This is a genomic window from Bacillus sp. 179-C3.3 HS, assembly GCF_047229225.1.
Classification (GTDB): domain Bacteria; phylum Bacillota; class Bacilli; order Bacillales; family Bacillaceae; genus Bacillus.
This window is the reverse complement of record NZ_JBFEFT010000016.1, coordinates 38,219-52,436: the sequence shown is the minus strand read 5'-3', so window position 1 is coordinate 52,436 and position 14,218 is coordinate 38,219. Positions and strand designations below refer to the sequence as shown.

The window sequence follows — 14,218 nt, the reverse complement described above, 5'->3', positions numbered from 1 at the left end:
TAGTATAAGTAGGAATGGGTCGGATTGAATGAATTCTTTTAAAAAGAAGGGTCTTATAGTAAAATAGTGATAACTCATGGCAATTTCTCAAAAAGGGGGAACCAATGTGTCCATTGAACTTAGAACGAAATACGGACAAATTGATATATCAAATGAAGTCATTGCAATGGTGGCAGGAGGCGCTGCAATCGATTGCTATGGTATTGTTGGCATGGCGTCCAAAAATCAAATTAAGGACGGCTTGACGGATATTCTCCGCAAAGAGAACTTCAGCCGGGGTGTTCTTGTGCGTCAAAAAGAAGACCGAATTCATATTGATATGTACATCATTGTTAGCTACGGTACAAAAATATCTGAAGTCGCACATAATGTTCAAACGAAAGTCAAATATACCATTCATCACACAATTGGACTTTCCGTTGACTCAGTCAACATTTATGTACAAGGAGTAAAAGTTACGAACCCGTAGTAAGGAGGAAATATATTGTCTATTAGAAATCTTGATGGCCACTCATTTGCAAAAATGATTCTTGCAGGTGCACACCATCTTTCTCAAAACGCACAAATTGTTGATGCGTTGAATGTTTTTCCAGTGCCAGACGGAGACACGGGGACAAATATGAATTTGTCGATGACTTCAGGTGCCAAAGCAGTTGAAGAAACAAATACCGATCATATTGGTAAAGTCGGAGTGGCTCTCTCAAAGGGACTATTGATGGGTGCACGAGGAAACTCAGGCGTCATCCTGTCACAGTTGTTTAGAGGCTTCAGTAAACATATTGAACAAAAAGCAACCATTGATGCAAAAGAATTTGCTCTTGCCTTACAAGCAGGTGTTGATACAGCATATAAAGCGGTGATGAAGCCGATTGAAGGAACCATTTTAACGGTGGCAAAGGATGCAGCAAAGAAAGCGGTTGCTGTTTCAGCCACTGAAGATCAAATTGATCGCGTGCTTGAATTAACCATTGAAGAAGCAAGAGCATCCCTTGACAGGACGCCTGATTTACTTCCTGTTTTAAAAGAAGTGGGTGTTGTAGATAGTGGAGGAAAAGGACTTCTTTACGTGTATGAAGGCTTCCTAGCTTCTTTAAAAGGTGAGGAACTACCGTCCAAAACAGCTTCTTTGCCAACATTAAAAGAACTTGTCAGTGCAGAGCATCATAAAAGTGCACAAAGCCATATGAACACAGAAGATATTGAATTTGGTTACTGTACTGAATTTATGGTGAAATTCGAAGATGACAAACAGGCCTTTGAGGAAAATGCATTTAGAGAAGAACTGAGTGAATTTGGGGATTCTTTACTTGTCGTTTCTGATGAGACGTTAGCGAAAGTTCATATCCATGCAGAAGAGCCAGGGGAAGTATTATCATATGCACAGCGTTATGGCAGCTTGATCAATATGAAAATAGAAAATATGAGAGAGCAACACAGCTCAATCGTTAATGAAGAAACAAATCATTCGCCTGCACCAATAGCAGCTTCTGAGAAACAACGTTTTGGTGTAGTCAGTGTCGCAATGGGAGAAGGAATTGCTGACTTGTTTAAAAGTATCGGGGCTTCCGTCGTGATTGAAGGTGGACAAACGATGAATCCAAGTACTGAAGACATTGTCAAAGCGATCGATAGCATACATGCCGAAACCGTCTTTATCTTACCTAATAATTCTAATATTGTCATGGCAGCTAAACAGGCGGCAACTGTCTCTAGTCGTGAAGTCGTTGTGATTCCGACGAAGACCGTACCACAAGGAATGTCGGCACTTCTTTCTCTTAATGAAACAGCATCAAATGAAGAAAATGAAGCAGCTATGCTAGAAGCGATAGATCATGTGAAAAGCGGACAAATCACTTATGCAGTGAGAGATACACAAATCGATGGAATCGACATTGCCAAAGGCGATTATATGGGTCTTCTCAATGGGAAAATCACATTAACGGCTAAAAACCAATTGGATGCAGCGAAAGAACTGCTCAGCCAGATGGTGACAGAAGATGATGAGATTGTGACCATTATCAAAGGGGAAGACGCATCATCTGAAGAGATGGACGCGTTAGAAGCATTTATTGAGAAGTCATTTGAAGATGTCGAACTCGAAATCCACGACGGAAAACAGCCGCTTTATTCATATATTTTGGCTGTTGAATGATGAAAGAAGGGCAGAACACGCCCTTCTTCTTCTTTTGCATTTTTTTACAACATGTCCATCAGTGAAATGAGTTGCGGGAAACGCGTCAATCCATTAGTCTAAAGGAAGAAACAAACCAATACGTAAGTGGTTATGAGAGGGGAAGACCTATGAAATTTAGAAGTGTGTTTGATATTATTGGGCCTGTCATGATCGGTCCATCTAGTTCGCACACAGCGGGTGCTGCTCGAATTGGAAGAGTGGCTCGTAGCTTATTTGGAAGAGAACCAAAACGAATTGTTGTTTCATTCTATGGTTCTTTTAAGGATACGTATAAAGGACACGGAACAGATGTCGCCATCATCGGCGGTGTTCTTGACTTTGATACATTTGATGAGCGAATCAAAACAGCGATTGATATCGCGAAAAGTAAAGGAATAGACATTGAATTTATAGAAGAAGATGCAGTGCCAGCGCATCCCAATACAGCAAAAGTAGAGATCTCTGATGAGAACGGTCAGCTTGAACTCGTTGGGATTTCTATTGGTGGAGGTAAGATTGAAATCACAGAACTGAATGGGTTTGAACTTAGACTTTCAGGAAATCATCCGGCCATTCTTGTGGTTCATAACGATCGCTATGGGGCGATTGCAGCAGTTGCAAATGTACTAGCGAAATTCGCTATCAACATCGGTCATATGGAAGTGGCGCGTAAAGATGTCGGGCAACAAGCACTGATGACAATTGAAGTCGATCAAAATATTGATCCAGCGGTATTAACAGAGCTTGAAACACTGCCGAACATTATTCAAGTCACTCAAATTGCAGAGTAACAACAAGGAGGTTATGTATGATGTTTAAAAACGTCAAAGAACTCGTGCAACTAACAGAAGAACGGAATACCTCCATTTCAGAAATTATGATTACACAAGAAATGGAAGTGACAGGTAAGTCACGTGAAGACATTTTCGCGCAAATGTATCGCAACCTAGAAGTGATGGAGCAAGCGGTTGAAAATGGATTAAAAGGCGTCAAATCATTATCTGGTTTAACAGGCGGAGATGCTGTTAAACTTCAAGCATATATCGCATCAGGCAAAACATTGTCAGGACATACCATTTTAGATGCTGTCAGTAAGGCAGTTGCGACGAATGAAGTCAATGCCGCGATGGGGACAATCTGTGCGACACCAACGGCAGGCTCAGCAGGAGTTGTGCCAGGTACGTTATTTGCAATAAAAGATACGTTAAAACCGACAAAAGAACAAATGGTCAGATTCCTATTCACTTCTGGCGCGTTTGGTTTTGTTGTGGCGAATAATGCCAGTATCTCTGGTGCAGCAGGCGGGTGTCAGGCAGAAGTTGGTTCGGCATCTGGCATGGCGGCAGCTGCTATTGTCGAAATGGCTGGCGGTACACCGCAGCAATCGGCAGAAGCGATGGCCATTACACTGAAAAATATGCTTGGACTAGTGTGTGATCCGGTTGCTGGACTTGTTGAAGTGCCATGCGTGAAACGAAACGCAATGGGCGCTTCTAATGCAATGATTGCAGCAGATATGGCACTTGCCGGCATCACTAGTCGTATTCCGTGTGATGAAGTCATTGATGCGATGTATAAAATCGGTCAAACGATGCCAACTGCACTTCGTGAGACAGCGCAAGGCGGACTGGCCGCAACACCGACCGCTAGAGAGCTTGAAAAGAAGATTTTCGGAGGTGTGACCTCATCTCGTGATACAGAACCTGCAAGATAATGTGTCCGTCCTTAAGGGGATTGGAACTGAAACCGAAAAGACACTCCATGAACTTGGGATCCATACAGTAGCCGATTTGCTCGGCTACTTTCCTTATCGATATGATGATTATGAGCTTCGTAACTTAGAAGAAGTGAAGCATGACGAACGCGTCACAGTTGAAGGAAAAGTGCACAGTGAGCCCGTTCTCACCTACTATGGAAAGAAACGAAGCAGGCTGACATTCAGGCTGCTTGTTGGGCGTTTTCTCATTACAGCCATTTGTTTCAATCGGCCATACTTAAAGCGAAGCCTCACATTAGGTGATACGGTTTCTGTCACAGGGAAATGGGATAAAAACCGTCAATCCATCATGGTACAGGAGTTTAAAAAAGGCACGCACGAACAAGATGGCAGCATTGAACCGGTCTATTCTGTCAAAGAAAATGTGACGGTGAAGATGATGAGGAAATTTGTCAAACAAGCCCTCACACTTTATGCTGACAAAGCGCAAGATCCATTGCCAAAACAACTTGTCTCGGCTTATAAACTCATGACGTATGAGGAGGCGCTGAAAACCATTCACCTTCCTGAAACGAGAGAAGCCTTGAAGCAAGCGAGACGACGTTTTGTATACGAAGAATTTTTGCTCTTTCAATTAAAGATGCAAGCCATTCGAAAAAAAGAGCGGGAAAGAACATCAGGCATTTACCACGCATTTAAAAAAGAGTCGGTATTTGAATTTGTTCAAAGCCTGCCTTTTCCGCTGACAAAAGCGCAATCAAGGGTCCTAGATGAAATCATGACAGATATGGCGTCCCCGTATCGTATGAACCGTCTGCTTCAAGGGGATGTTGGGTCTGGTAAAACGGCCGTTGCAGCGATTGCTCTTTATGCAGCCCATTTATCGGGCTTCCAAGGTGCACTCATGGTGCCGACCGAAATACTGGCAGAGCAACATGCTGACTCATTGTACCAGCTCTTCGAAAAATGGAATTTGAACATTGCCTTATTAACGAGTTCAGTCAAAGGGAAACGACGCAGAGAATTGTTAGAGCGTCTCAAACAAGGTGAAATTGATGTCCTCGTTGGCACGCATGCCCTCATCCAAGATGAAGTTGAATTCAAGCAGCTTGGCCTTGTGATCACAGATGAACAACATCGCTTTGGCGTAGAACAACGGAAAAAACTAAGAAGTAAAGGACAAGATCCAGATGTCCTCTTTATGACAGCAACCCCTATCCCGCGAACACTAGCGATCACTGTGTTTGGAGAAATGGACGTATCTGTCATTGATGAATTACCAGCTGGCCGAAAGCAAATCGAAACATATTGGGTAAAGCATGACATGCTTGAGAGAATCCTAGCTTTTGTGGATAAAGAACTTAGAAAAGGACGGCAAGCATATATTATTTGTCCGCTCATAGAGGAATCAGACAAGCTAGATGTCCAAAATGCGATCGATGTTCACAGCATGCTAACTGAAGCGTATCGCGGTAAATGGTCAATTGGCTTAATGCACGGGAAGCTCAGTAGTGATGAAAAAGACCAAGTGATGAGAGATTTTACAGCAAATGACGTGCAAATCCTTGTCTCAACGACGGTCGTGGAAGTAGGAGTGAACGTGCCGAACGCCACCATTATGGTCATATATGATGCGGACCGGTTTGGGTTATCTCAACTTCACCAGCTGAGAGGCCGTGTAGGACGAGGAGAGCATCAGTCGTTCTGTATATTAATGGCAGATCCGAAATCAGAAACTGGTAAAGAGCGAATGAGAATTATGTCTGAGACAACCGATGGATTTGAACTGTCTGAAAAAGACTTAGAATTAAGAGGACCAGGAGACTTCTTTGGAAAAAAACAAAGTGGTATGCCTGAATTTAAAGTAGCAGATATGGTTCATGATTATAGAGCGCTTGAAACCGCAAGGAAAGACGCAGCAGACCTTGTGCAATCAGAAGCTTTTTGGACTGAACCGGAATACAAAGCGTTAAGACAATCGCTAGAAGACAGCGGTGTGCTTGGCGGGGAAAAACTAAGCTGATTAGAACTGGGGAATTTTTCTTGTCTTTTTGAAACAAGGATTGATTTATCACGAATGAGATTATATACTACTATTAGTACCTAGTCATAAATGTACGGATGGTGTCTGCAAATGAAACTAAATAAAAAAGAACGTCAAAGGCTTCTCCAGCAAACGATCAGCTCGACTCCGTTCATTACTGATGAAGAATTGGCAGGTAAATTCGGTGTAAGCATTCAAACGGTTCGTCTCGACCGTTTAGAGCTTTCTATTCCTGAATTGCGCGAAAGAATTAAGCACGTTGCCGAAAAGACATTAGAGGATGAGGTGAAATCACTTCCGCTTGATGAAGTGATTGGAGAAATGATTGATGTAGAGCTTGATGATCAAGCCATTTCTATTTTTGAAGTGAGAAAAGAACATGTATTTAGCCGTAACCAAATTGCCCGTGGGCATCATCTTTTTGCCCAGGCCAATTCGCTGGCAGTTGCTGTCATCGATGATGAGCTTGCACTGACAGCAAAAGCGAATATCAAATTTACTAGACAGGTGAAACAAGGCGAAAGAGTCGTCTCAAAAGCCAAAGTAACCACACATGATAAAGAAAAAGGACGTACCGTAGTGGAAGTCAATAGCTATGTAGGTGAGGAAGTTGTCTTTTCTGGCGACTTCGTCATGTATCGCTCAAAACAAAAGTAAAAGGTGGCACATAACATGAGAATTGCAGTCGATGCAATGGGGGGAGATCATGCTCCTAAAGCCATTATTGATGGAGTACAAAAGAGTATCACGGCATTTCCAGATATCCACATCACCCTTGTCGGTGATGAAGATAAAATTAAACCATACATAACAAATGATGAGCGCATCACCATTTTAGATGCAAAAGAAATCATTGAACCGACCGATGAGCCAGTCCGTGCAGTGCGGCGTAAAAAGGACTCATCTATGGTGAAAATGGCCCAGGAAGTATCCGAAGGAAGAGCGGATGCCTGCATTTCAGCTGGGAATACAGGAGCACTCATGACAGCAGGACTGTTCATCGTTGGAAGAATCGATGGAATTGACAGACCGGCACTTGCCCCAACTTTGCCAACACTTGATGGGAGCGGGTTTTTATTATTAGATGTCGGTGCAAACGTCGATGCCAAACCAGAACACCTTTTGCAATATGCCATGATGGGTTCTATTTATGCAGAGCGTGTTTTCCCGAAGAATAACCCGCGAATTGGACTTTTAAATGTAGGAACAGAAGATAAAAAAGGCAATGATTTAACGAAAAAAACGTTTGAGCTATTAAAAGCATCAGACCTCAATTTCATCGGAAATGTAGAGTCTCGTGACTTACTTGAAGGTGTAGCTGATGTTGTTGTGACAGATGGATTTACAGGGAATATTGCCTTGAAAACCATCGAGGGCACAGCACTTTCTGTCTTTAAAATGCTGAAAGAAACGTTAACTTCTAGCTTTACAGCAAAAATCGCTGCAGGCATGATGAAACCAAAATTGATGCAGATGAAAGCAAAGATGGACTACTCCGAATATGGCGGAGCCGCTTTATTTGGTTTAAAAGCACCTGTCATTAAAGCGCACGGCTCATCTGATGAAAATGCCATTTTCCACGCAGTTCGTCAAGCGCGCGATATCGTTGGAAAAGATGTTTCAGCCATCATTCAAAAAGAAGTTCAAAAAGAAAATACGAACGACGAGTCTTAATGGAGGTAAACAGCATGAGTAAAATTGCATTTTTATTCCCTGGCCAAGGTTCTCAAAAAATTGGCATGGGGAAAGATTTATTTGACCAAGAAGCCGTATCGAAAGCTGTTTTTGAAGAAGCAGACCAGACGCTAGGTGCTGACCTATCTTCTATGATATTTGAGGGAGATGCAGCAGAATTAACGTTGACATATAATGCACAACCAGCCCTTTTAACAACAAGTATTGCCATCTTAAGAAAGTTTGAAGAGAGTGGAATCAAAGCAGATTATGCCGCAGGACATAGCCTTGGCGAATACACAGCCCTTGTTGCTGCTGGCGCTCTTTCATTTAAAGATGCCGTATATGCAGTAAGAAAACGCGGCGAATTAATGAATGAAGCCGTTCCCGCAGGAGAAGGCGCAATGGCAGCGATCCTTGGGCTAGATCAAGAAGCCCTGCTAGAAGTGACACAAGAGGTAACAGAGAGCGGTCACCTTGTCCAATTAGCGAACTTAAACTGTCCTGGTCAAATCGTGATCTCGGGTACAGCAAAGGGTGTCGAGCTGGCATCTGAAAAAGCAAAAGAAAAAGGCGCAAAACGTGCAATCGCACTTGAAGTAAGTGGTCCATTCCATTCAGCCTTGATGAAACCAGCAGCAGACAAATTCACAGATGTTCTATCCAAATTAGACATTGCAGATGCGAAAACACCAGTCATCTCAAATGTTACAGCTGATATCGTCACATCTCGTGAAGAAATTGAAACAAAGTTAATTGAACAATTATATTCACCAGTTCGTTTTGAAGAAAGTGTGGAACGCCTCATTGATTTAGGTGTGACCACATTTATTGAAATTGGTCCTGGCAAAGTGCTTTCAGGCCTTGTGAAAAAGGTCAATCGCCGCCTGACGACGATTGCCGTATCAGATCAAGAAACAATTGAAGCTGCAATTCAAACATTGAAGGGGGATTCTTGATGCTTACAAATAAAACAGCCGTTGTCACAGGTGCATCACGCGGAATTGGTCGTTCTATTGCGATTGATTTAGCGAAAAGTGGTGCAAATGTTGTGGTGAACTATTCAGGAAACGAAGCGAAAGCGAACGAAGTCGTCGATGAAATCAAAGCACTTGGTCAGCAAGCCTTTGCTGTCAAAGCAGATGTCTCCAATGCGGAAGAAGTACAAGCGTTAATGAAACAAGCCATTGATACTTTTGGTTCAATCGACATTCTCGTCAATAATGCTGGTATCACAAAGGACAACCTACTCATGAGAATGAAAGAAAATGAATGGGATGATGTCATTAACATAAACTTAAAAGGGGTCTTTAACTGTACAAAAGCCGTGACACGTCAAATGATGAAGCAGCGAAGCGGAAGAATCATCAACTTGGCTTCTGTTGTCGGTGTTTCCGGGAACCCTGGACAAGCGAACTATGTGGCAGCCAAGGCTGGCGTTATCGGGTTAACGAAAACAACAGCGAAAGAGCTGGCAAGCCGTCATATTACAGTCAACGCAGTAGCACCGGGCTTTATTTCTACTGATATGACAGACAAGCTTGATGACAATGTCCAAACTGAAATGTTGAAGCAAATCCCGCTCGCACGTTTTGGTGCACCTGAAGATATAAGCAACGTCGTTGTGTTTTTAGCTTCAGAAGGAGCAAGCTATATTACAGGGCAAACCATCCAAGTCGATGGCGGAATGGTCATGTCCTAAGAAATATCAAAATTTCGTCATGTTTTCTCTAGTTTTTTAAAAACGAATCAACTATAATACTTTGAGGGGAGGTGAAAGGCAATGGCAGACGTATTAGAGCGTGTAACAAAAATTATTGTAGACCGCCTTGGCGTTGATGAGGCTGACGTGAAAATGGAAGCTTCATTTAAAGAAGATTTAGGCGCTGATTCCCTTGATGTAGTTGAGCTAGTTATGGAACTTGAAGATGAGTTCGATATGGAAATTTCTGACGAAGATGCTGAAAAAATTGCAACAGTCGGTGACGCTGTGAACTACATAAATAGCCAGCAATAAGCGTAACAAAGTCCCGTCTATTTTCATGACGGGACTTTGAAAATTTATGTTAGTTTTACACATTCAGCTGATCAATTGTCAGCCTTTTTCAGATGCTGGGAGCAATGTTTCCTTGCATGTAGAAAGAGAGACTCCATACAATCAGTATCCTTAAAGGCGAGAATGCCTACCTGGAGGTTGCTATGCCAAAACACTATAAAGAAAAACAGAAACAGAACAAAAAACTAGAGCAATTTAGAGAATTTCAGCAGCGTATTTCAGTTCACTTTAAAAATGAAAAACTGTTGTATCAAGCGTTTACACATTCCTCTTATGTGAACGAGCATCGGAAAAAGCCATATGAGGACAATGAAAGACTTGAATTTTTAGGAGATGCGGTTTTAGAATTGACCATCTCTCAATTTTTATTTGCGAAATACCCAGCGATGAGCGAAGGAGACTTAACCAAGTTAAGAGCGGCGATTGTGTGTGAACCGTCACTTGTGTCTCTCGCACATGAGCTATCGTTCGGAGACCTTGTATTGTTAGGAAAAGGCGAAGAAATGACCGGTGGCAGAAAGCGTCCAGCCTTACTAGCAGACGTGTTTGAAGCGTTTATCGGTGCGCTTTATCTAGATCAAGGACTAGCGCCTGTCGAAACATTTCTAGAAGCATTTGTGTATCCAAAAATCAATGACGGTGCATTCTCTCATGTCATGGATTTTAAAAGTCAACTTCAAGAATTTGTCCAGCGCGATGGGAAAGGTGTCCTCGAATACCGAATCCTGCATGAAAAAGGACCTGCACATAACCGTGAATTTGAAGCAAATGTGTCACTTCGGGGAGAAGTGCTCGGGGTTGGGAATGGTCGTTCGAAAAAAGAAGCCGAACAACATGCCGCACAGGAAGCGCTTGCCAAATTACAGAAACATCATATGAACCAATAAAATCCCCCTGAACGACTAGGGGGATTTCATCATCTTTTTTTATGATAAAATGATAGTACTTTAAACACATAAGGAGGATCACTCTCATGTTCCTCAAACGCTTAGACGTGATAGGATTCAAATCGTTTGCACAGCGAGTGACCGTGGACTTTGTCAAAGGTGTCACTGCTGTTGTCGGACCAAATGGAAGTGGCAAAAGTAACATTACCGATGCCATCCGCTGGGTACTTGGAGAACAATCAGCCAAAAGCCTCCGCGGAGGAAAAATGGAAGACATCATTTTTGCAGGCAGTGACTCAAGAAAAAGAGTCAACTTGGCAGAAGTGACTTTAACATTAGATAACGAAGATCACTTTTTACCGATCGATTTTCACGAAGTCAGTGTGACAAGAAGAGTATATCGATCAGGTGAAAGTGAATTTCTCATCAATAATCAATCTGTCCGCTTAAAAGACATTATAGATCTTTTTATGGATTCTGGACTCGGGAAAGAAGCTTTTTCTATCATTAGCCAAGGCAAGGTAGAAGAAATTCTTTCAAGTAAAGCAGAAGAGAGAAGAAGTATCTTTGAAGAAGCGGCAGGTGTCTTGAAATATAAAACAAGAAAGAAAAAAGCCGAAAATAAACTATTCGAAACACAAGATAATCTCAATCGCGTGGAAGACATTTTGCACGAATTAGAAGGTCAAGTAGAACCATTAAGAATGCAAGCATCCATCGCAAAGGATTATTTGCAAAAGAAAGAAGAGCTTGAACATGTTGAAATCGCTTTAACCGTTCATGATATTGAAGAGTTACACAAAAAGTGGACAACACTTGGTGAAGCCGTAGAACGTCTGAAGCAGGATGAAATCAAACAATCAACTGACATTCAAGCAAAAGAAGCAAAAATCGAACAGGCAAGAGACCAGATTGAAGCACTTGACGAATCGATTCAGGACCTGCAAGAAGTCCTTCTGTTTACAAGCGAAGAGTTAGAAAAGCTTGAAGGTAAAAAAGAAGTGCTAAAAGAACGGAAAAAAAATGCGGCGGCTAACCAAGGGCAACTGGAAGAGACACTTGTACGCCTCACCGAAAAGCAAGCCTTATTAACGGAAAAGGTTGCAGAGCAGAAAATCATACGCGATCAACTGCAAGCGGAAGTGAAGCAGCTAAAAGATGAAGTGAAAACAAAACAGCATGATCTGTCTCTTCATAGTGAAGATGTCGAAGGTCAAATTGAACAGCGCAAGAGCGATTATTTTGATTTATTAAACGAACAAGCCTCTATCCGAAATGAGCGCAAATTACTAGAAGAACAGCAGCGACAAGTGACTGTGCAATTAGAGCGTCTGACGCAAAATAACCAAAAGCATATTGAAGAGCGTGTGGCAGTCAAGGATCAAAAAACACACGTTGAACAGCAGCTATCTGATATAGAAGAAGACATACTGGCGCAAGTGAAACGCTTTAGAGAGGCTGAACAAAAGCTTGCCCAAATAAAAAGGCAATATGAGAAGAAAGAATCTGCTTTATATCAAGCTTATCAATATGTGCAACAAGCCAAATCAAAAAAAGAAATGCTTGAATCAATGCAGGAAGACTTTGCAGGCTTTTTCCAAGGAGTCAAAGAGATTTTAAAGGCAAAAGATCGACTTGGCGGTATTCATGGCGCGATTGCAGAGCTGATTCAAACAGAGCAGCAGCACGAGACCGCGATTGAGATTGCACTAGGGGCAGCGGCGCAGCACGTTGTGACAGAAAATGAAGCAGCGGCACGACAGGCCATTGGTTACTTGAAGCAGCATTCTTATGGACGCGCAACCTTTTTGCCAATGAACGTGATCAAGGAAAGGTCCATCCAGTTCAGAGACGTCCAAACGGCAGCGCAGCATGGGTCATTTATCGGGGTAGCAAGCGATCTCGTTTCTTTTGATTCGAAGTATCAAAAGGTCATTCAAAACCTGCTTGGAACAGTGCTCATTGTGACAGACTTAAAAGGTGCCAATGAGCTTGCGAAATTGCTTGGACATCGGTATCGCATCGTGACCCTTGATGGAGATGTCGTCAACCCGGGCGGCTCAATGACAGGAGGCGGCGTAAAGAAAAAGAATAACTCCCTCCTTTCAAGGAATCGAGAGATTGACACATTAACAAAACAGCTCGCCGAAATGGAAGACAAAACGACCATTCTTGAAAAAGAAACAAAAGAGACGAAACAGTTGATTGCAGATGGCGAATCACAATTGAATGAACTACGCCAACGCGGCGAAACGTTGAGAGAAAAACAGCAAGAAGTCAAAGGGAAGCTTTATGAACTAAAAGTGGCAGAGAAAAATATCAACTCCCACTTAGAGCTCTATGATCAAGAAAAAGAAGAATTACAACACCGCACCATTGAACTAGTAAGCAAAGACAAAGAGCAGTCAACCCTTGAAGCGTCAATCGGTGAAAAGCTCACATCCCTTGATCAAGAAATCGATGCATTAACAAAACGTAAACAGACCCAGAACTCAACAAAAGAAGCCATTTCTGAAGAACTGACAGAGCTGAAGATCTTACTTGCGAAAAAAGAAGAAACGTTTGCGAATGAACAAGACAAACTGAAACGTCTAACGGCTGAATTAGAAGAAGCTGAAAGTACATTGGCTGATACGAAAGAAGATCTCTCTCTTTTAACAAGTGAAATGAGCTCTAGTTCAACTGGAGCAGAGCAGCTGGAAGAAGCAGCAAAAGAAAAATTAGACAATAAAAATAAAACAACAGCCCTTATTTCAGAGCGGCGTAAACAACGTTTATCCCTCTCCGAGACAATGGAATTTGCTGAACGAGAACTAAAAGAGCAAAAACGTCTATATAAGCAGCTAACGACAAGCTTAAAAGATGAAGAAATTAAGCTAGGCAAAATGGAGGTTGAACTTGATAACCTCATTGCTTATCTGAACGAAGAATATGCCCTCTCATTTGAGGGAGCAAAAGATATGTATCATCTTACATTAACGCCAGATGAAGCACGAAAAAGAGTGAAACTCATCAAACTTGCGATTGAAGAGCTTGGAACAGTGAACATAGGCAGTATTGATGAATATGAGCGAGTGAATGAACGCTTCATCTTCTTGACGGAGCAGCGAAATGATCTGACAGAAGCGAAAAACACATTATTCCAAGTGATCGAAGAAATGGATCAAGAGATGACAAAGCGTTTCTCTGATACATTCTCGCAAATTCGTACACACTTTGAATCTGTCTTTCAAGCATTGTTCGGCGGAGGAAGAGCAGACCTCAAGCTGACAGATCCAAACGATTTGCTCAACTCTGGCGTAGATATTGTCGCGCAGCCACCAGGGAAAAAACTACAAAATCTTAGTTTGCTTTCCGGCGGAGAGAGAGCATTAACGGCAATTGCATTATTGTTTTCTATATTAAAAGTCAGACCTGTTCCGTTTTGTGTGTTAGATGAAGTAGAAGCGGCACTTGATGAAGCCAATGTGTTCAGATTTGCCCAATATTTAAAGAAATATAGCAAAGAAACACAATTCATTGTCATCACGCACCGAAAAGGAACAATGGAAGAAGCGGATGTCCTTTACGGCGTCACGATGCAGGAATCAGGTGTATCCAAGCTCGTATCTGTGAAATTAGAAGAAACAAAAGAGCTTGTCCAGTAATTAAAGGAGGTTTAACAACC

The 14,218-nt window shown here is 42.2% G+C and carries 12 protein-coding genes; all 12 read left to right on the top strand.

Going from position 1 to position 14,218, the window contains the following annotated elements; translation table 11 throughout:
• Nucleotides 1-106 precede the first annotated feature (106 nt).
• The 12 genes from AB1K80_RS11325 to smc all read left to right on the top strand — a co-directional run bounded on the left by AB1K80_RS11325 (nt 107) and on the right by smc (nt 14,198).
• Nucleotides 107-469 (top strand): Asp23/Gls24 family envelope stress response protein, encoded by a 363-nt coding sequence (locus tag AB1K80_RS11325; RefSeq protein WP_008344871.1) that lies wholly within the window; start codon nt 107-109, stop codon nt 467-469.
• Between the two features lie 15 nt (nt 470-484).
• A complete protein-coding gene (locus tag AB1K80_RS11320; RefSeq protein WP_412856724.1) occupies nt 485-2,152 on the top strand; it encodes a DAK2 domain-containing protein in 1,668 nt (555 codons plus the stop codon).
• Nucleotides 2,153-2,301: 149 nt separating this feature from the next.
• Complete coding sequence (gene sdaAB, locus AB1K80_RS11315; protein ID WP_412856723.1) at nt 2,302-2,964, top strand: L-serine ammonia-lyase, iron-sulfur-dependent subunit beta; 663 nt, start codon at nt 2,302-2,304, stop codon at nt 2,962-2,964.
• 20 nt (nt 2,965-2,984) lie between these two features.
• Nucleotides 2,985-3,887 (top strand): L-serine ammonia-lyase, iron-sulfur-dependent, subunit alpha, encoded by a 903-nt coding sequence (sdaAA, locus tag AB1K80_RS11310; protein ID WP_412856753.1) that lies wholly within the window; start codon nt 2,985-2,987, stop codon nt 3,885-3,887.
• A complete protein-coding gene (gene recG / locus AB1K80_RS11305) occupies nt 3,865-5,913 on the top strand; it encodes an ATP-dependent DNA helicase RecG (protein ID WP_412856722.1) in 2,049 nt (682 codons plus the stop codon). Before sdaAA ends, recG begins: the two co-directional genes overlap by 23 nt.
• Before the next feature lie 111 nt (nt 5,914-6,024).
• Complete coding sequence (gene fapR / locus AB1K80_RS11300; RefSeq protein WP_412856721.1) at nt 6,025-6,591, top strand: transcription factor FapR; 567 nt, start codon at nt 6,025-6,027, stop codon at nt 6,589-6,591.
• Nucleotides 6,592-6,606: 15 nt separating this feature from the next.
• Entirely contained in the window at nt 6,607-7,608 is a 1,002-nt protein-coding gene (plsX, locus tag AB1K80_RS11295) for a phosphate acyltransferase PlsX (RefSeq protein WP_412856720.1), read from the top strand.
• A 14-nt stretch (nt 7,609-7,622) separates the two neighbouring features.
• Entirely contained in the window at nt 7,623-8,567 is a 945-nt protein-coding gene (gene fabD, locus AB1K80_RS11290; protein ID WP_412856719.1) for an ACP S-malonyltransferase, read from the top strand.
• Nucleotides 8,567-9,310 carry a 3-oxoacyl-[acyl-carrier-protein] reductase gene (fabG, locus tag AB1K80_RS11285; protein WP_412856718.1) on the top strand — a complete coding sequence of 248 codons (744 nt, stop codon included), beginning with the start codon at nt 8,567-8,569 and terminating at the stop codon, nt 9,308-9,310. The genes fabD and fabG overlap by 1 nt, the downstream gene beginning before the upstream one ends.
• Nucleotides 9,311-9,391: 81 nt before the next feature.
• Complete coding sequence (gene acpP, locus AB1K80_RS11280; protein ID WP_012009931.1) at nt 9,392-9,625, top strand: acyl carrier protein; 234 nt, start codon at nt 9,392-9,394, stop codon at nt 9,623-9,625.
• Nucleotides 9,626-9,807: 182 nt separating this feature from the next.
• Nucleotides 9,808-10,551 (top strand): ribonuclease III, encoded by a 744-nt coding sequence (gene rnc, locus AB1K80_RS11275; RefSeq protein WP_412856717.1) that lies wholly within the window; start codon nt 9,808-9,810, stop codon nt 10,549-10,551.
• A gap of 86 nt (nt 10,552-10,637) precedes the next feature.
• Nucleotides 10,638-14,198 carry a chromosome segregation protein SMC gene (smc, locus tag AB1K80_RS11270; protein WP_412856716.1) on the top strand — a complete coding sequence of 1,187 codons (3,561 nt, stop codon included), beginning with the start codon at nt 10,638-10,640 and terminating at the stop codon, nt 14,196-14,198.
• Nucleotides 14,199-14,218: the final 20 nt, after the last annotated feature.

Coding starts and splice junctions, on each gene's coding strand:
- plsX (WP_412856720.1), top strand. CDS start 6,607: ATGAGAATTGCAGTCGATGCAATGGGGGGAGATCATGCTCCTAAAGCC.
- acpP (WP_012009931.1), top strand. CDS start 9,392: ATGGCAGACGTATTAGAGCGTGTAACAAAAATTATTGTAGACCGCCTT.
- smc (WP_412856716.1), top strand. CDS start 10,638: ATGTTCCTCAAACGCTTAGACGTGATAGGATTCAAATCGTTTGCACAG.
- fabD (WP_412856719.1), top strand. CDS start 7,623: ATGAGTAAAATTGCATTTTTATTCCCTGGCCAAGGTTCTCAAAAAATT.
- rnc (WP_412856717.1), top strand. CDS start 9,808: ATGCCAAAACACTATAAAGAAAAACAGAAACAGAACAAAAAACTAGAG.
- sdaAA (WP_412856753.1), top strand. CDS start 2,985: ATGTTTAAAAACGTCAAAGAACTCGTGCAACTAACAGAAGAACGGAAT.
- fabG (WP_412856718.1), top strand. CDS start 8,567: ATGCTTACAAATAAAACAGCCGTTGTCACAGGTGCATCACGCGGAATT.
- sdaAB (WP_412856723.1), top strand. CDS start 2,302: ATGAAATTTAGAAGTGTGTTTGATATTATTGGGCCTGTCATGATCGGT.
- fapR (WP_412856721.1), top strand. CDS start 6,025: ATGAAACTAAATAAAAAAGAACGTCAAAGGCTTCTCCAGCAAACGATC.